Below are 17,433 nucleotides of genomic sequence, written 5' to 3'. Positions count from 1 at the left end.
TGGTGACGCCCATGACCGCCCGCACCGCTCTGGCCGCCGCGTTCCACTGCGAGCTGCGCAAACTCGCCCGCTCCCGCGTCGGCGTGCTCGGCACCGCGGTCATCGCCGGCGGCATCCTCACCATCACGGCGGGCATCAGCGGGGCCCTCGCGGGAGGCAACCCCCAACTCGCCGCGAAACTCGGCCCGACCGCCACCCTGGACTGGCCGGGGCTGCTCACGACGGTCGCGCAGATCACCGGAGCGGGCGGGCTCCTCGGCTTCGGCACTGTCCTGGCCTGGATGTTCGCCCGCGAGTTCGCGGACGGCACCGTGGTCGGCCTCTTCGCCCTCCCGGTGAGCCGCGCCCAGACCGCGGCCGCGAAGCTCGCCGTGTACGGAGGCTGGCTGGCCGCCCTGAACACGCTGCTCGTCGCGGGTCTCCTCGTCCTGGGAAACCTGCTCGGCTACGGTCCCCCGGACGCCGCCGCCTGGTCCGGGATCGGTCGCCAGTTCTTCCTCGGCCTGCTCACCGGGCTCGTCGCGCTGCCCGTCGCCTGGGTCGCGACTGTCTCCCGCTCGATCCTGGGCGGCGTCTCGACGGCGATCGGCCTCGTCATCGTCGCCCAGGTCGGCGTCCTCGCCGGCGCGGCCGGCCGGCTGCCCCTCGCCGCGCCCGCCCTCTGGACGATGGGGCACACCGCGCCCGACGGCCCGATCGCACCCGCGACGACGGTCCAGCTCGCGGTGAGCGTCGCCTTCTCGCTGGCCTTCGCGGCGCTGACCGTGCTGGCCTGGTCACGTCTCCAGTTGCGGCGCTGAAGACCAGATGGCGTCGCGTACCCCGGCGGGACAGAGGGAGGCGGCGCCCCATCTGCGATGCGGACTCCGGACCGTGCGGCATCGGTCGCTGGCGTACGGGGACAGGGCACGGTCGCGGCGGACCGCACCGCGACCCTGGCCGGCCAGCCGCCGGGGCCCAGGTCAGTGACCGGCCTCCGGCGCCAGGAAGCGCACGAACGTCCCCCCGCCGTCGGCCACGACCCGGGCCCGCACCCCGTACACCTCAGCGATCAGCCCCTCACTGAGCACCTCCCCGGGAGCCCCGGAGACCACCGCGCGCCCCGCGCGCAACACCACGACCTCGTCGCAGAACATCGCCGCGAGATTGAGATCGTGCAACGCCACCACACAGGTCACCGGCAACCCCGCCACGAGCGACATCAACTCCAACTGGTGCTGTACGTCGAGGTGGTTGGTGGGCTCGTCGAGCAGCAGATGACGCGGCTCCTGCGCCAGCGCCCGCGCGATCTGCGCCCGCTGCCGCTCCCCGCCGGAGAGCGTGTGCCAGAGCCGGTCCGCGAAGGGCACCAGCCCGGTCTGCTCCAGCGCGGCCCGCACCGCCTCCCGGTCGGCCGCACCGGGCGCCGCCCAGGCCCGCCGGTGGGGTACGCGGCCGAGCCCGACCACGTCGCGGACGGTCAGGTCGGTGTCGGTGGCCGCGTGCTGGCCGACCACGGCGAGCCGCCGGGCCGTCTCGCGGCGGCCCAGCTCGGCTGGGGTGGAGCCGTCCACGGTGACGGTGCCGCCGCTCGGCGCGAGCAGCCCGGCCAGCAGCCGCAGCAGCGTCGACTTGCCGGAGCCGTTGGGCCCGATGAGCCCCACCGTGCTGCCGGCGCGCGCCTCCAGGTCGACGCCGTCGAGGACGAGCCGACCGCCGGCCGACCGCGTGACCCGCTCGGCCCGGAGCGCCGGCCCGTCGTCGGGAAGTGCCTCGCGGCCGGTCATGAGGGCCTCCGGGTGCGGTACATGATGAGGACGAAGGCGGGCACGCCGATCAGCGAGGTCACCACGCCGACCGGGATCTCCTGCGGCGCCAGCACGGTCCGGGCCAGGGTGTCCACCCAGACCAGGAAGACCGCGCCGCTCAGCGCCGCCACCGGCAGCAGCCGGCCGTGCAGGGTGCCGACCAGGGCGCGGGCCGCGTGCGGCAGCACCAGGCCGACGAAGCCGATCGCGCCGGCCGCGCTGACCAGCGCGGCGGTGAGCAGCGCGGTGACGCTCAGCAGGATCAGCCGGGTGCGCGTCACGGAGACGCCGAGCGCGGCGGCGCTCTCCGCGCCGAAGGCGAAGGCGTCGAGCTGGACGGCCCGCGCCCCGCACACCACCAGCGCCACCACCAGCACCGCCAGGCACGCCCACACGTCGGTCCAGGTGGCCCCCGAGAGGCTGCCGAGCAGCCAGAAGAGGAGGCCCCGGGTCTGCTCGGCGTCGGCGGCGAACATCACGACGAACGAGGTGAGCGCCGAGAAGAGCTGCATGCCCGCGACCCCCGAGAGCACCACCCGGTCGGTGGTGCCGCCCAGACTGTGGCTGAGCAGCAGCACCAGCCCGAAGGAGACCAGCGCGCCGAGGAAGGCGCCGGTGGAGATCGAGAGCGCGCCGCCGCCGAGGCCGAGGACGACCACCGCGACCGCGCCCGTGGAGGCGCCGGAGGAGACGCCGAGGACGAACGGGTCGGCCAGCGGATTGCGCAGCAGCGACTGCATGACCACGCCGCAGACCGCGAGCCCGGCCCCGCAGACCGCCGCCAGCACGGTGCGCGGCAGCCGCAGCTCCCAGACGATGCCCTCGCGGACGGGCGTCAGCCCGCTCTCGCCGTCGCCGAAGCGCGAGGCGACGACCGCCCACACGTCGGGGACCGAGACCCGGGCCGGGCCGATGGTGATGGCGACCGAGACGGAGGCCAGCAGCAGCGCGAGCGCGAGGAGGCCGAGCGTCCACGCCCCCGGCCGCCGCCGCGTCCGCTCCTTCCCGGTGGGGGGCCGCGCGGCGGTGGGGGTCACTTGGCGAACCCGAACTCACGCAGCTTGGCGGCGACTTCCTCGATGCCGTCGACGGTGCGGATCGAGGGGTTCATCGCGGCGCCGCTCAGCAGCACGTACCGCTTCTCCTTCACCGCCGTCATGGTGCGGGTGGCCGGGTTGGACTCCAGGAAGGCGATCTTCTTGGCAGCGCTCTCCGCCGTCTGCGACTTGCGGGTCAGGTCGCCGATGACCAGCACGTCGGGGTCGTGGTCGGCGACCGTCTCCCAGTTGATCTGCGGCCACTCGGCCTGGGTGTCGTCGAAGACGTTCTTCGCCCCGACGGCCTCGGTGATGATGCCGGGGGCGCCGCAGCAGCCGCCCATGTACGGCGCCTCGGCGTTGGCGAACCAGTAGAGCAGGGTGGGGCGTTCGTCCTCGGGCGCCTTCTTCGTGCTGAGCCCGTCGGTGGCCTTCTCGGCGCGCCGGGCGAGGTCGGCGACGAGCTTCTCTCCGCGCTCCTCGACGCCGAAGACCTTCGCCAGGTCGGTGACCTCGCCGTGGATGGCGGCCATGGTCAGCGGTTCGTCCCGGGAGCCGTCGCCGTCGCCGGTGTGGGACTTGGCGCAGTCGGCGGGCGAGACGTACGTGCCCACACCGAGGTCCTCGAAGGCCTTGCGGGTGGCGACGCCGCCCTTGCCGAGGGTCGACTCGAAGGAGGCGGTGACGAAGTCGGGTTCCTGGTCGAGGACCCTCTCGAAGGAGGGGTTGTTGTCGGCCAGCCGCTTGACCTTGGCGTTCTCCTTGGCCAGGTGGGGGAGGACCGGGTCGGTCCAGGTGGCGGTGCCTGCCATCCGGTCGGCGAGGCCGAGCGAGAGCAGGATCTCGGTGGAGTCCTGGTTGAGCGAGACGGCGCGCTCCGGCGGCTGCTCGACGGTGAGGGTGCGGCCGCAGTTCTCCAGCGTGGTCGCCTTGGCGCCCTTGGCGTCGCCGGCCGGCTGGGAGGCACCCCCTCCGCACGCGGTGAGCAGCAGGCCGAGGACGGCGCAGGAGGCGGCGAGGGAGGTTGGGCGGAAGGGCGCAACAGGCACAGGGGTGCGGCTTTCGGTGTCGAGGCTCGGTCGCGAAGCCTGGCGTACAGGAACCCCGTCCGTACGGACGGAGGGCCAGCAGGTCTTCGGACTCGGGGTCGTCCGGACGGCGCGCCTTCCCGGGGGCTGCCCCAGTGGCGTCCTGCGCCGCCCGTCGCCCTCACCGCTGCGCGTCAGTTCCGGGTTCGCACCGGATTCCCTGACCCGTTCGCATCGAGATGCGCGGGTACGACTGGCGTGCGAAAGCTAGCACAGCGGACCTCCCGCGCCCGGGGGCGGGGGAGGTCCGTGGTGCGCGTACGGCCTGCGGTTATGCGGGGGTGCGGGGCTCGCCCGCGGCCTCCTTCGCGGGCTGGGCCCGGCGGCTGAGTGCCCCCGGCCACCAGGAGGCGGAGCCGATGTCGCGGACCAGGGCGGGGACCAGCAGGGAGCGGACCACCAGGGTGTCGAGCAGCACGCCGAAGGCGACGATGAAGGCGATCTGGGCGAGGAAGGCCAGCGGGATCACGCCGAGCGCCGCGAAGGTCGCCGCCAGGACCACGCCGGCCGAGGTGATGACACCGCCGGTGGTGGTCAGGCCGCGCCGGACGCCCTCCCGGGAGCCGTGCAGCGCGGTCTCCTCGCGGACCCGGGACATCAGGAAGATGTTGTAGTCGACGCCGAGGGCCACCAGGAAGACGAAGCCGTAGAGCGGGACGGAGGCGTCGGTTCCGGAGAAGCCGAAGACGTGGGTGAAGACCAGCGAGGCGATGCCGAGGGTGGCGGCGAAGTTCAGCGCCACGGTGAGCACCAGGAGCAGCGGCGTCACCAGCGAGCGGAGCAGCGCGATGAGGATGACCAGGATGATCGCCAGCACCACCGGCATGATCAGGTTCCGGTCGGCCTCGGCGGTGCGCTGGGTGTCGTACTGCTGGGCGGTGTAGCCGCCGACCACGGCGTCGGCGCCGTCCACCGCGTGCACGGCGGTGCGCAGCCGGGCCACGGTCTCCTTGGCGGCGTCGCTGTCCGCGCCGTCCTGGAGGGTGGCGTCGATCCGCACCCGGCCGTCCACGACGCGCGGTGCGCCGCCGCCGGGCCGCCCCGACTCGGTGACCGGCGCGACCGAGGCGACGCCCTCCGTCTTCTCGGCGGCCGCGACCACCTCGTCCACCTGGCCGACGTCGGCGATGACGACGGCCGGGTTGCCGGCGCCGCCCGGGAAGTGACGGCTCAGCGTCTCCTGGGCGGAGACCGAGGGCGCGTCGTTGACGAAGATCTCGTCCAGCGGGACGCCCCGGCTGGTCAGCGTCGGGGCGAAGGCCGCGCAGGCCACGAGGGCGGCCAGGGTGATCGCCCAGACCTTGCGCGGCGTCCGGTCGACCCGGTCCGCGACCCGCTGCCACAGGCGGTGGCTGCCACCGGTGCCGGTGACCTTGGGGCGGGCCGGCCAGTAGGCGGCGCGGCCCAGCAGGACCAGGGCGGCGGGCAGGAAGGTGAGCGCGCTGAAGACCGAGCAGACGATGCCGATCGCGCCGACCGGGCCGAGCGCCCGGTTGTTGGTGAGGTCGCTGAGGAGCAGGGCCAGCAGGCCGAGCGCGACGGTGGCGGCGCTGGCGGTGATCGGGCCGAACGACTGCCGCCAGGCGAGTCGCATCGCGGTGAACCGGTCGCCGTGCAGGCTCAGTTCCTCCCGGAACCGGGCGGTGAGCAGGAGCGCGTAGTCGGTGGCGGCGCCGATCACCAGGATCGACAGGATGCCCTGCACCTGCCCGTCGACGCGGACCACGTCCCGCTGGGCCAGCGCGTAGACCACCGCGCAGGCGAGCCCGAGGGCGAGGACCGCGCCGAAGATGATCACCAGGGGCAGCAGCACGCTGCGGTAGACCACCAGCAGGATCAGCAGGACCGCGATCAGCGCGACCCCCAGCAGCAGTCCGTCGATCCCGGCGAAGGCGTCGGAGAGGTCGGCCTGGCTGGCGGCGGGACCGGCGATGACCGCCTCGGTGCCCGGCACCTTGCCGGCCGCCTCCTTGATCTCGTCCAGGACGGGCTGGAGTTCGTCCAGGTCGGTGCGGAGCGGGACGACGCCCTCCAGCGCCTCGCCGTCCTTCGAGGCGAGGGCGGGGGAGGGGCGCCCGGCGGTGAAGTCGGCGTCCGCGAGGGAGGCGAGGGTGCCGGTGGCGGCCTCGCGGGCGTCGGCCGGGAGCCGTCCGCCGTCCTTCGCGGTCCAGACGACGAGGGCGGGCAGGGCCTCGTCGGCGGAGAAGGCCTTCTGCTCCTCGGAGACCCTGGTCGACTCGGCGCTCTGCGGCAGGAAGGCGGCCTGGTCGTTGGTGGCCACCTCGCCGAGCTTCCCCGCGTACGGGCCGAGGGTGCCGCCGATGCCGAGCCAGGCGATCAGCAGGACGAGGGGGACGAGGATTCGGGCGGTTCGGCCCTTGCGGGCGGCGCTGGACATCGCACTCCTGGGACGGTGACGCGGACGGCGCGGAACGGGTGACGGGCGGACGGGCGCGGACGCACGGCGGCGCCCGCCGAACTCTCTCGATCACTGACTATCTCAATGATTGAGAGATTCTGTGGGTCGATGCTACGCATACCAGCCCTCGGCACCGACAAGGGGTACGCCACACAGCGTGCGGGCGGGGACGCGCGACAACGGCGCCGCCTCACTCTTCCGGGTGAGTGCGGCCACCGGATGCGCGCGAGCCGCGAAACCCGCGCGGGCCGCGGGAGGGACCGGCCGCCGCTCAGCCGCCGGGACGCCGCTCCGGCCCCCGGATCTGTGCGAACTCCCCGTTCATCGCGGCGAGGAAGCGCAGCGCGGCGTCCGCCTCCTCCTGGGTCAGCCGCGCCCTGGCCGTGGCGGCGGCCGTCGCGAGCGGCCGGAAGTGGGCGCGGGCCAGCGCCTTGCCGCCCTCCGTGTAGTGCAGGTGCACCACCCGCCGGTCGCGGGTGTCCCGGGTGCGGCGGATGTGCCCGGCGCGCTCCAGCCGGTCCAGGCAGGCGGTGACCGCGCCGGAGGTCAGGCCCAGCCGCTCCCGCAGCCGGCCCGGCGTCATCGGCTCGGGGGCGTCCAGGATCGCGCCGAGCGCCTGCACATCGGTGGCGTGCAGGCCCTGCCCGGCGGCGAAGGCGTGCGCCAGCCGGTTGACCTCGCCGTGCATGCGGCGCAGCTCCACGGCGAGCGCGTAGAGGTCCGCCCCGCCACTCGCCGGGCCGCCCGCCCGGTCCGTCTCCTCATCAGTCCCGGCCACGCCGCCAGCCTATCCGCGCGCCCCGGGCACCCGGTCCGCCCCCGCCGCATCCGCGTGCCCGGGACGCGCGGAAGAGGGGACGGCGCGAGACGGTGGAGGGCGGGGGCCGGCCCGTCGTCCCGTACGGCGGTCCGGACCCGGCCGTTCCACCAGGTCACAGAAGTCGGAGAGAGGACATGAGCGAGGCGATGAGCAGCGACGAGCACCCCACCGAGTCCGCCCCGCCCGGCGACGGCGCGCTGGCCCTGGTCACCGGCGCCACCGGCTACGTCGGCGGCCGCCTGGCCCCCGCCCTGCTGGACGCCGGCTACCGGGTCCGCGCCCTCGCCCGTACCCCGCGCAAACTGCGCGACCTGTCCTGGACCGAGCGCGCCGAGGTGGTCCAGGGCGACGTCACCGACGCCGGCTCGGTACGGGAGGCGATGCGCGGCGTCGACGTGGCCTACTACCTCGTCCACGCCCTCGGCACCGGCTCCGGCTTCGAGCGGACCGACCGCGAGGCGGCCCGGATCTTCGCCCGCGAGGCCCGCGAGGCCGGGGTCCGCCGGATCGTCTACCTCGGCGGCCTCACCCCCGAGGGCGTCCCCGAGAGCCGGCTCTCCCCGCACCTGCGCTCCCGCGCCGAGGTCGGCCGCATCCTGCTCGGCTCCGGGGTGCCCGCCACCGTGCTGCGCGCCGCCGTGGTGCTGGGCTCCGGCTCCGCCTCCTTCGAGATGCTCCGCTACCTCACCGAGCGGCTGCCGCTGATGATCACCCCGAGCTGGGTCAACACCCGCATGCAGCCGGTCGCCGTCCGCGACGTTCTCGCCTACCTGGTCGGCTCCGCCGCCATGCCCGCCGAGGTCAACCGCACCTTCGACATCGGCGGCCCCGACGTCCTCACGTACCGCGAACTGATGCAGCACTACGCCGCCGTCGCCAAGCTGCCCCGCCGCGTGATCCTCCCCGTCCCCGTCCTCACCCCGCGCCTGTCCAGCCACTGGGTCGGCCTGGTCACCCCCGTGCCGACCGCCATCGCCCGCCCGCTCGCCGAGTCGCTCCGCCACGAGGTGGTCTGCCGGGAGCACGACATCACCGAGTACGTCCCCGACACCCCGGGCCGGCCGCTCGGCGTCGACGAGGCGCTGGAACTGGCGCTGCGCCGCGTCCAGGACGCCCAGGTCGCCACCCGCTGGTCCTCCGCCTCCGTCCCGGGCGCCCCCAGCGACCCGCTGCCCACCGACCCCGACTGGTCCGGCGGCAGCCTCTACGAGGACCGCCGCGAACGCCTCGTCGACGCCTCCCCCGAAGCCCTGTGGCGGGTCGTCGAGGGCATCGGCGGAGAACACGGCTGGTACTCCTTCCCGCTCGCCTGGGCCGTGCGCGGCCGCCTGGACCGGCTGGTCGGCGGGGTGGGCCTCAGGCGCGGGCGGCGCGACGCCCAGCACCTGAGGGTCGGGGAGTCCCTGGACTTCTGGCGGGTCGAGGAGATCGAGCAGGGCCACCTGCTGCGGCTGCGCGCCGAGATGCGGCTGCCGGGCCTGGCCTGGCTGGAGATGACCGTCGACCGCGACGAGGCCGGGCGCACCCGCTACCGCCAGCGCGCCGTCTTCCTCCCACGCGGCCTCGCGGGACAGGCGTACTGGTGGTCCGTCTCGCCCTTCCACGCCGTCGTCTTCGGCGGCATGGCCCGCAACATCGCCCTCACCGCCGCCCGCGAGGAGAACGCGCCGGGAACCTCCCGCCCCGCCCCCGACGGCACCGTCTCCCGCCCCTCCCCCTGAACGCCCCCACCGCCCTCCGGAAAGAGCGTCATGACCGTCTCCATCGTCCTGTTCACGTCCGACCTGCGGCTGCACGACCAGCCCGCACTGCGGGCCGCCCTCGACGCGACCGACGCCGTCGTGCCGCTCTTCGTCCGGGACGACGCCGTCGCCGAGGCCGGGTTCGCCGCGCCCAACCGGGCGGCCTTCCTCGCCGACTGCCTCACCGACCTCGACCGCTCCCTCCGGGAACGCGGCGGGCGGCTGGTGATCCGCTCCGGCGACCTGGTCGAGGAGGTCTGCCGGGTCGTCACCGACGCCGACGCCGACGAGGTCCACCTCGCCGAAGGCGTCAGTGCCTTCGCCCGCCGCCGCGAGGAACGGCTGCGCGAGGCCCTGGAAGCCGAGGGGCGGCGGCTCTTCGTCCACGAGGGCGTCACCACCGCCCTGCCGCCCGGCGCGGTCACCCCCGCCTCCTCCGACCACTTCGCGGTCTTCACGCCGTACTTGCGCAAGTGGTCCGAACAGCACCTGCGCCACCCCCTCGGCGCGCCCCGCACCGTCCGGGTGCCCGACGGGATCGGCTCCGAGGAGGTGCCCGCCCGCAGGGACGTGCGCGGGGTCTCCGCCGGGCTCGCGGCGGGCGGCGAGAGCGAGGGCCGCGACCGGCTCACCGCCTGGCTGCGCCGGGACGCCGGGGACTACGAGGACCAGCACGACGACCTCGCCGGTGACGCCACCTCACGGCTCTCCCCGCACCTGCACTTCGGCACCCTCTCCGCCGCCGAACTGGTGCACCGGGCACGCCGCGAGGAGGGCGCCGGCCCGGCCGCCTTCGTCCGCCAGCTCTGCTGGCGCGACTTCCACCACCAGGTCCTCGCCGCCCGCCCCGACGCCTCCCACGCCGACTACCGCGCCCGCGACGACCACTGGCGCACCGGCCGCGACGCCGAAGAGGAGACCGACGCCTGGCGCGAGGGCCGCACCGGCTACCCGATCGTCGACGCCGCCATGCGCCAGCTCGCTCACGAGGGGTGGATGCACAACCGGGGGCGCCTGCTCGCCGCCAGCTTCCTCTCCAAGACCCTCTACGTGGACTGGCGGACCGGCGCCGACCACTTCCTCTCGCTGCTGGTCGACGGCGACATCGCCAACAACCAGATGAACTGGCAGTGGGTCGCCGGAACCGGCACCGACACCCGCCCCCACCGGGTCCTCAACCCGGTCCGCCAGGCCCACCGGTACGACCCCGACGGGGCGTACGTACGCCGCTGGGTCCCCGAACTCGCCGGCGTCGAGGGCAAGGCCGTCCACGAGCCCTGGAAGCTCGAAGGGTTCGACCGGGCGGGGATCGACTATCCCGAACCCGTGGTGGGGCTCTCCGAGGGGCTGGACCGGTTTCGGCGGGCCCGGGGCAGGGAGTAGGGGGTGCCCCCCCCCGGCCTGGCTCGGGTTCGGCTGGGCCGGGGGTTTGGTTTCGCCCGGTTCCCGGTGGCGGTGGGGTGGCCTCAAGCGCCGGCCGGGCTGTTTTTGGTGCGGTCCGGTTTTGACCGTGCCGGTTCACGATGGCCTCAAGCGCCGGCCGGGCTGAGTATGTCCGGCTGTGACTCTGGCGCGGGTCAGGTGCGGGCGACCGGTGCCTGGAGTTCTGTCACCCAGGCGTCGTGGCTCTCGGGGCATTCGAGGCTGATCTCGCGGGGGTACCCGGACGTGCGGTAGCCGTGGGTGTCGATCCAGTGGGTCAGGGCCTGGGCGGTGGGGAGTACGGCGTCCGTCGAGCCGTGGTGGACGAGGGTGGCCGCCTGTTCGAGGGGCGGCAGGCCGCGGACGTCGCCCGGCAGCCGTTGGCGGGGTCGACGTGGGCCGGGCGCAGCAGGCCGGTGGCGTCGTAGTGACGCGGCATCCGGACCGAGACGCGGCCGTGCCGGGCGAAGTCTCCGATGGTGAACATGGTGTCTCCGAGCTGACCGCCTGACACGGTGTGAGGGTCAAGGAGCCGGGGCCCCTTGCGGCCGCCGAGGGGGCACCGTAACTCCCTTCCGGTACGAGCTGGTTGACGCTATGCCGGCCACATCCAGCCCGGCCGGCGTTCGAGGCCACCCCAGCTTCGGGAGGGACGGCGGGTTCAGGTGGGCCCGGCCGCCTCCCCCGCCCCCAGCAGCCGCAGCGCCTCCCGCAGGCTGCGCGGGCGCAGTACCCCGCCAGGGGTTCCGCCGGCCCAGCCGGGCCCGGCCAGGAGGAGCGAGGCGCCGCCGCGCGCCCCCTTGACGCCCCAGGCGCGCCCCGCCACCGCGCGGGCGAGGCGGCGGTCGGCGGTGTCCCGGGACTGGGACCACAGGACGACGGCGGCGGGGCCGGTGCGGCGGACCGCGTCGTCGAGGGCGCCCGCCGGGACCGCCCCGCCGAACATCCGCAGCGGTACCCCGCGTTCCCCGAGCCCGGCGGCGAGCGCCTCCACCGGCAGGGTGTGCTGCTCCTCGGGGACGCAGGCCAGCAGGACAGGCGGGCCGGTGGTGGCGGGGACGGGCGGGACGCGCCGCAGGGCCGAGGAGACGTGCCAGGAGAGGAGGTGCTCCACCTCGACGTACCGCTCCCCGGCGGTCTCCCACTTACGGCCGACCGCCCGCAGCGCCGGCGCCATCACCTCCTCCCAGGCGGCGGCGGTCCCCAGCCGCTCCACCACCAGGGCGAGCCGCGCCTCCACCGCCGGCGCGTCGAGCCGTACCGCCGCCCGCGCGAGTCCCCGGGTCTCCTGCCGCACCGTGCCGAGCGGCAGCCCGCTGCCCGCCGCGCCGGGGCGCGGAGCCTGCGCCGGTACGGGGAGCTGCGGGGGAGCGTCCGCCGGTCGGCCGAAGGCGCGCTGGGCCGCCCGGGCGGCCTCGCCGGGCGGCACCCCGGTGGCCGTGAGGCGGCACATCTCCTCCAGCAGGGCCACGTCGCGCGGCGTCCAGCGCCGGTGCCGGCCGTCCTCGCGAGCGGCGGGCCCCAGGCCGTACCGCCGGTCCCACGACCGGAGCGTCGTCGGGGAGACCCCCAGCCGCCGTGCGACGGTACCGGTGGTCAGTCCGGCGTCCGGGACTGAGCCTGCGGGAGCGGGGTGGGTGGGGCGGCTTTCCATGGCGCTCACCATACGGTGCACAAACGGTGCGAGTTGTCGCTCCGGCGGAAGCCGCCCAGGGTGGGAACGCCGCCGCGGAAGCGCGCCGTCCGGCTCCGAGGCAGGCGCAGCCCGTGCCCGCGCAGGGCCCGATCCGCGGAAGGACCTGCCTTGACGACCGCAGCGACGACACCTCTCCCGCCCGCGCCGTCCACCGCCCAGGAGGCCGAGATCGCCGACGGGATCAGGGCGGGCGACGCACGCTGTCTCGCCCTCGCCTACCAGCGGTGGGGAGGCCTGGTGCAGGGACTCGCCACCCGCAGCCTCGGCGACCCGCTGGAGGCGGAGGACGTCACGCAGCAGGTCTTCCTCGCCGCCTGGCGCGGCGGCACCCACTACCGGCCCGAACGCGGGCCGCTCGCCGCCTGGCTGGTCGGTATCGCCCGGCACAAGATCGCCGACGCCCTCGCCTCCCGGACCCGCAGGACCGCGCTGACGGCCGCCGCCGCCAGCCTGCCGCAGGGGCCCGACCCCGCGGCCCAGCCCGAGATCTGCCTCGACCGCGCGCTGGTCCGGGCGGAGCTGGCGCGGCTGCCCGACCCGCACCGCCGGGTGCTGTGGATGGCGTACTTCGGGGAGCTGACCCAGGCCGAGATCGCCGCCAGGACCGGTCTGCCGCTCGGCACCGTCAAGAGCCACGCCCGGCGTGGCCTGCACCGGCTGCGGGCGAGCCTGGAGCGCGCCGAGAGCGAGTGACCCGGGAGCCGCCGGAAGCCGGGGCGCGGTCCGCCCGCCGCCCCGGCGCCGTGCGGGGCGGGGGAGCGGCGGGCGGCCGGGGGCGCTACTTCGCGGAGGTGTCGAGCGCGGCGAGCGCCTGGGCCCAGCGGGCGTACTTCAGCCCGGCGAGGTCGGAGACGGTCTTGACGCCGAACGCCTCGTCGAGGAGTTCACCGTCCCGGTCCGAGACGCCCTTCAGCGCGGAGACCGGTGCCGCCAGGATTTCCGGCAGACTCTTCTCCGCCCACGCCTTGTCCAGCACCTTGTCCAGGTCGATCGAGGCCACAGCTGTCCTTTCGGGAACATGCGAATCGGTGATCCGGGCGGCCGCCCCCGCGCTCTCTACACGCATGTAGAAAGTTAGCGGTGTGGATCTTCCCGTGGGGTCCGGTCCGGTGCATCTCGCCAGAGAGTGTCCGAAAGTGCTCCCATGGCGGGGCGGAGGGCGGTGCCGGTTCAGCCGGCGCCCCATCCCGCCCCCGTGCTCCCACGCCCCTCGCCCTCCTCCGGTCCGGTCCCCTCCGCGCCCCGGGGCCGTCTGCCGGAGGCGCCGGGGGCGAGGGTGTCGACCACCTCGGCCAGCTCCTGGCAGGCGTCCTCGATGCGCTCGCGGACGTGGCGGCGCTCGGTCACCAGGGAGGAGAGCAGCAGGCCGGTCAGGGCCACCGAGACGTTGAACGCCTGGAGGTTGACCATGATCTCGCCCATCGCCCGGCCGGCGAACGGCCCCTGCTGGTTGGTGGCCGCCGTCACCGCCAGCACGGAGACGATCAGGGCCGCCGGCGCGCTGCCGGTGAGCTCGAACCGCAGCGCCGCCCAGATCAGCAGGGGGAAGACGAGGAAGAGCAGGTCGAGCGGGCTGTAGATGGCCACCCAGGTGAGCGCGGCGGTCACCGCGAACAGCCCCAGCAGCTCGGCCCAGCCCAGCGCGTCGCGCGGCAGCCTGGGCCGGAACAGCACCACCAGCACCGGCACCACGACCAGCACGCCGAGCGCGTCCCCCGCCCACCAGGCGGCCCACACCGGCCAGGCGTTGGCCGACAGGAGCTTGTCGGTGGCCAGCAGGGTGCCGGTGCCGACGGCGGCGCTCACCGTCATCCCGCCCAGCGCCCCGAGGAAGACCAGCGCCAGCCCGTCCCGCAGCCGCTCCAGCGAGGGGCGGAAGCCGACGAGCCGCAGCAGGTACCAGGAGGCGAGCGGGGCGAGGGTGTTGCCGACCGCTGTCAGCACGGAGTACCCGGAGACGGGGCTGATGCTGGAGGTCACCGCGAGCATCCCGAGCGCGATGCCCGGGGCGATCCGCGGACCGAAGGCGAAGAGCGCGGCGACGGCCACTCCGGAGGGCAGCCACAACGGCGTCACGGTCGCCCCCTCCACCACCACCTGGCGCAGCAGCCCGAGCCGCCCCGCCCCGTAGTAGGCGAGGGCGACGGCGAGGATCAGCGTCATCAGGCGCAGCGTGCGCACCGACAGTGCCGCCGGGCGCCCTTCCTGGTCGGGGCCGGCCCCGGAGGACCGGCGCAACTGCTCCAGCGACAGTCCCGCCCGCCAGGAGCCGGTCCGCTCGGGGGAGGCGCCGTCCGGCGCGAGGGGCCGCACGGAGATGCCCGAGGGGGCGGCCTCCTCCGGCGGCGCCGGTTCGTGGGCGCCCGGCGCGTCGGCCGTCCCCGGGCCGGCCGCGCTCCCGTCGCGGAGGCGGTCCGGGTGCCACCATCGGCGCGGGGAGTCGGGGCGCGGGGTCACGGGCGCCCGCCTCCCGGTGCCAGGCCCTCGTGGGAGAGGACCAGGACCGCCGCGTCGTCCAGGTGGCCGGTGCGGCCGGCCACCCGCATCACGCGGTCGGCGAGCGAACCGGGGTCGAGCCCGACACCGGCGGTCACCAGCTCGGTGACCCGGGCCAGTCCCTCCTCGATCGAGAACGAGGGCCCCTCCACGACCCCGTCGGTCAGCAGCACGTACGCCCCGGGACGGGTCCAGCGGCGGCGGGTGACCGGGTAGCGCTCGCCGGAGATGATGCCGAGCGGCAGGCCGCCCACGTCCTCGGCGATGCCGCCCCGGCCGTCGGCGGCCGCCCAGACGGCGCCGACGTGCCCGGCCCGTGCGCTGTACAGCTCGTTGGTGGCCGGGTCGAAGCGAAGGAAGGAGCAGGTGGCGAAGAGCGGCCCGTCCACGGAGACCAGCAGGTTGTTGACGCGGCCCAGGATCTCGCCGGGGTCGCTGACGGTGCTGGCCACCGCCCGCAGCGCCATCCGGACCTGTCCCATGAAGGCGGCCGCCTCCACGTCGTGGCCCTGCACGTCCCCGATGGAGAAGCCGAGGGTGCCGTCGCCGAGCTCGAAGCCGTCGTACCAGTCGCCGCCGATGTCCAGCCCGTCGCGGGCCGGTGCGTACCGGGCGGCCGCGCGCAGCCCAGGGACCTGCGGCAGACGGGCGGGAAGCATCTCCCGTTGCAACGCCTCGGCCAGCTCCACCCGTGCCTGCTGCACCTCCACACGCTCCCGGGCGACCGCGGTGAGCCGTCCCAGCCGGGTCAGCAGGGCGTCCGCGCTCTCCTCGCGCGGGGGGCGTTGCCCGTTCATCGGCCGCTCCCGGGTCCGTCGGGTCGGCCGGGGTCGTGACCGAGACACCCGTCCGCAGAAAACCTCACATCATCCTATTTTGCCCCGCTTCGTCCTGCCTGGGGGGCGCGCGGACGGGTGCGCCCGGGATACTCCGCGCGGAGCAGGGATGACGGACCCGCCCTCCGGCCGGTCATGTGACTGCTCCGGGCTTGGGGCCGATGCGGCGGGGGAGAGCGACGGGGACGTCTCGGCCGGCTCCGCCGTCGTGCGGGCCCATCGGCACGCCTCCGGCGCACAAGACGGACCACCGCCCGCCTCGAAGCGGGGCACGGAGGCAGAGCACCGGGACGAGACGGCGCGGCAGAGCCTCCCGCCCGCCTGGCGGAGGCGGTGAGGGAGGCGAGGGCCTGGGCTGCTCGCGGGGCGGGTTCACCGCCAGCTTTCACCTGAGCGCGCACGGCCGCTGCCGCCGGCTGTCCCTGATCGTCACTCCGGGACAGCGAGCGGACCGCACGCGGTTCGAGCCCGCGCCGGAAAAGATTCGTGTCCCGCGGCCCGGGCCGGGCCCGTGTCCGGTGCCGGGGCCCGCAGCCGGGAGAAGGCGATGCAGGAGGCGGAGACTGCTCGGACCTGTCAGCCGGTCAGGTGAACAACACCGCACGAAGCGCTTCGACGGTCTGCCGGACTCGCGTCAACCTCTGGCCAACCGCCAGACGATGGACTTCAGCAGCTCATCCAGCACCGCCTCGCGCTTCCGCCCCCGAGGGCGGGCCAGCCCCACCCGGCTCGGCGAAACCCCGCTGACCGGGCGGAACACGACGTCCGGATGGGAGTGGAAACGGGCCACCGACGCCGGGGCCAACGCCACACAGCCGCCGGCCACAGCTGCGAGCCACTCGTCGGGACGGCTGGTGACGGCGCCGACCCGGACGGGACAACCGTCCCGTTCTCCCACTGCCAGCCAGTGCTCTCTCCAGGCTCCGGTTTGGTCTCCGGCCGCGACGAACGGCTCGTCCCACAGGTCCCGGAACTCCACCGTCTCGCTGTCCGCCAGCGGATGCCGGGCCGGTAGCAGCACCCCACGCTCCTCGACGAACAACTCCCGCACCGTCAACCTCTCCTGCCCCGGGAACGGCAGACGCACCACTGCCGCATCCACCTCACCGCGGGCCAGCCCGGCGCTCGGGTCGGACCAGTCGAACTGCCGCAGTTCCACACGCCACTCCGGCTGCGCCTGGCGGAAATCGGCGATGACCTCAAGGATGGCCCCCGCTGCGCCGGCGTCCAGGAAGCCCAGGCGTAGCACCCGCGCTGCCCGGCCGGCTGCCCGTACCGCCTCGCCCCAGCCGTCCAGCAGCTCGGGCACCCGCGAGGCGAGCTCACGACCAGCCTCGGTCAACGCCATCCCCGACCGCGAACGCGTGAAGAGGCGCACCCCCAGATCGTCCTCCAGGCGCCGGATCTGCTTGGTCAGGGCAGGCTGTGAGACAAACAGCCTCGCGGCTGCCCTGGTCAGGCTGCCCTCCTCCGCCACTGCGGCGAAGTACCGAAGCAGGCGCGTGTCCACGTCCATGCCGCCAGGTTATAGAAGCAGCTATTGGACGGTGCCGTAGTGCCTGCGGACCCTGTAGGCATGACCGGTACCCAGCTCGCATTCCTCGCTGTCACCCTGCTCACCGCCGCCGTCAACATCGGTATGGCCGCCGCCGACCTCCTCGGAGCGCGCTTCGTGCTGGCAAACTCGGCGGAGGTGGGTGTCCCCCGGTCCTGGTTGCCTCGGCTGGCCGCCCTCAAGCTGGCTGGTGCGGCGGGCCTCCTCCTCGGCCTCTGCGGCGCCGCACTGCGGCCCCTCGGCGCGGCGGCGGCCTGCGGTCTTGTCCTGCTCTACCTGGGCGCACTCGCGTTCCATCTACGCGCCCGCGTGCTCTACAACCTCGTGTTCCCCGGTTTCTACCTGGTCACCGCCGTTGCCTCACTGGCCTTGAACGTGTCCGGCAGATGACCACATCACTCAACGTTCGACGAGAACTCTCAATCATCGCTGCGAGTGGTCACCCCGCAACATCCGCGCTGCCGGGGGAGTGGCTGGGGAGCGCCCTGGGGGCGCTCCCCTTGGCCGGTGTGAATGACCCCTGCCCGGTACGAGC

General features: G+C 74.6%; 16 protein-coding genes, 1 pseudogene and 1 riboswitch. Of the genes and pseudogenes, 5 read left to right on the top strand and 12 right to left on the bottom strand.

What is annotated here, in order from left to right; translation table 11 throughout:
- Positions 1-11 precede the first annotated feature (11 nt).
- On the top strand, positions 12-800 hold the full coding sequence (locus OIM89_RS03970; RefSeq protein WP_030699601.1) for an ABC transporter permease: 789 nt from the start codon (positions 12-14) through the stop codon (positions 798-800).
- 162 nt (positions 801-962) lie between these two features.
- On the opposite strand, the gene OIM89_RS03965 is transcribed toward OIM89_RS03970, so the two are convergent.
- From OIM89_RS03965 to OIM89_RS03945, 5 genes are all read right to left on the bottom strand, one after another.
- Positions 963-1,766: an ABC transporter ATP-binding protein gene (locus tag OIM89_RS03965; RefSeq protein WP_175458254.1), complete on the bottom strand. Its 804-nt coding sequence runs from the start codon at positions 1,764-1,766 to the stop codon at positions 963-965.
- On the bottom strand, positions 1,763-2,824 hold the full coding sequence (locus OIM89_RS03960; protein ID WP_226964648.1) for a FecCD family ABC transporter permease: 1,062 nt from the start codon (positions 2,822-2,824) through the stop codon (positions 1,763-1,765). The genes OIM89_RS03965 and OIM89_RS03960 overlap by 4 nt, the downstream gene beginning before the upstream one ends.
- Complete coding sequence (locus OIM89_RS03955) at positions 2,821-3,873, bottom strand: ABC transporter substrate-binding protein (protein ID WP_030699604.1); 1,053 nt, start codon at positions 3,871-3,873, stop codon at positions 2,821-2,823. The genes OIM89_RS03960 and OIM89_RS03955 overlap by 4 nt, the downstream gene beginning before the upstream one ends.
- Positions 3,874-3,932: 59 nt before the next feature.
- Positions 3,933-4,125, bottom strand: a riboswitch (cobalamin riboswitch).
- A gap of 58 nt (positions 4,126-4,183) precedes the next feature.
- On the bottom strand, positions 4,184-6,310 hold the full coding sequence (locus tag OIM89_RS03950; RefSeq protein ID WP_226964649.1) for an MMPL family transporter: 2,127 nt from the start codon (positions 6,308-6,310) through the stop codon (positions 4,184-4,186).
- Between the two features lie 292 nt (positions 6,311-6,602).
- The gene (locus OIM89_RS03945) at positions 6,603-7,109 is read right to left on the bottom strand and encodes a MarR family winged helix-turn-helix transcriptional regulator (RefSeq protein WP_047468438.1); all 507 of its coding nucleotides are present in this window, start codon (positions 7,107-7,109) and stop codon (positions 6,603-6,605) included.
- 188 nt (positions 7,110-7,297) lie between these two features.
- On the opposite strand from OIM89_RS03945, the gene OIM89_RS03940 reads away from it, so the two are divergent.
- Both OIM89_RS03940 and OIM89_RS03935 read left to right on the top strand, forming a co-directional pair.
- On the top strand, positions 7,298-8,872 hold the full coding sequence (locus OIM89_RS03940; RefSeq protein ID WP_030699607.1) for an SDR family oxidoreductase: 1,575 nt from the start codon (positions 7,298-7,300) through the stop codon (positions 8,870-8,872).
- 30 nt (positions 8,873-8,902) lie between these two features.
- Entirely contained in the window at positions 8,903-10,276 is a 1,374-nt protein-coding gene (locus OIM89_RS03935) for a cryptochrome/photolyase family protein (protein WP_047468443.1), read from the top strand.
- Positions 10,277-10,470: 194 nt separating this feature from the next.
- On the opposite strand, the pseudogene OIM89_RS29960 reads toward OIM89_RS03935, so the two are convergent.
- From OIM89_RS29960 to OIM89_RS03925, 3 genes and pseudogenes are all read right to left on the bottom strand, one after another.
- Positions 10,471-10,680, bottom strand: a pseudogene (locus OIM89_RS29960) (MerR family transcriptional regulator); the annotation flags it as partial.
- Entirely contained in the window at positions 10,593-10,802 is a 210-nt protein-coding gene (locus OIM89_RS29955) for a hypothetical protein (RefSeq protein WP_374118781.1), read from the bottom strand. The gene OIM89_RS29955 and the pseudogene OIM89_RS29960, both read right to left, overlap by 88 nt.
- A gap of 174 nt (positions 10,803-10,976) precedes the next feature.
- Entirely contained in the window at positions 10,977-11,981 is a 1,005-nt protein-coding gene (locus OIM89_RS03925) for a MerR family transcriptional regulator (protein WP_030699609.1), read from the bottom strand.
- Between the two features lie 138 nt (positions 11,982-12,119).
- Here OIM89_RS03925 and OIM89_RS03920 point away from each other — a divergent pair, with 138 nt between their 5' ends.
- Positions 12,120-12,704 (top strand): sigma-70 family RNA polymerase sigma factor, encoded by a 585-nt coding sequence (locus OIM89_RS03920; RefSeq protein ID WP_030699610.1) that lies wholly within the window; start codon positions 12,120-12,122, stop codon positions 12,702-12,704.
- A gap of 85 nt (positions 12,705-12,789) precedes the next feature.
- Here OIM89_RS03920 and OIM89_RS03915 read toward each other — a convergent pair whose 3' ends face one another.
- From OIM89_RS03915 to OIM89_RS03900, 4 genes are all read right to left on the bottom strand, one after another.
- On the bottom strand, positions 12,790-13,011 hold the full coding sequence (locus tag OIM89_RS03915) for a hypothetical protein (RefSeq protein ID WP_008411999.1): 222 nt from the start codon (positions 13,009-13,011) through the stop codon (positions 12,790-12,792).
- A gap of 170 nt (positions 13,012-13,181) precedes the next feature.
- Positions 13,182-14,468 (bottom strand): MASE1 domain-containing protein, encoded by a 1,287-nt coding sequence (locus OIM89_RS03910; RefSeq protein WP_264490995.1) that lies wholly within the window; start codon positions 14,466-14,468, stop codon positions 13,182-13,184.
- On the bottom strand, positions 14,465-15,304 hold the full coding sequence (locus tag OIM89_RS03905) for a PP2C family protein-serine/threonine phosphatase (protein WP_030699612.1): 840 nt from the start codon (positions 15,302-15,304) through the stop codon (positions 14,465-14,467). Before OIM89_RS03905 ends, OIM89_RS03910 begins: the two co-directional genes overlap by 4 nt.
- 673 nt (positions 15,305-15,977) lie before the next feature.
- A complete protein-coding gene (locus OIM89_RS03900) occupies positions 15,978-16,859 on the bottom strand; it encodes a LysR family transcriptional regulator (RefSeq protein WP_030699613.1) in 882 nt (293 codons plus the stop codon).
- A gap of 60 nt (positions 16,860-16,919) precedes the next feature.
- Here OIM89_RS03900 and OIM89_RS03895 point away from each other — a divergent pair, with 60 nt between their 5' ends.
- On the top strand, positions 16,920-17,288 hold the full coding sequence (locus tag OIM89_RS03895; protein ID WP_047468456.1) for a DoxX family protein: 369 nt from the start codon (positions 16,920-16,922) through the stop codon (positions 17,286-17,288).
- The last annotated feature ends 145 nt before the right edge of the window (positions 17,289-17,433 follow it).

The organism is Streptomyces sp. BI87 (assembly GCF_025957665.1).
GTDB classification, from domain to species: domain Bacteria; phylum Actinomycetota; class Actinomycetes; order Streptomycetales; family Streptomycetaceae; genus Streptomyces; species Streptomyces albidoflavus.
This window is presented reverse-complemented; position numbering and strand designations above follow the sequence as displayed.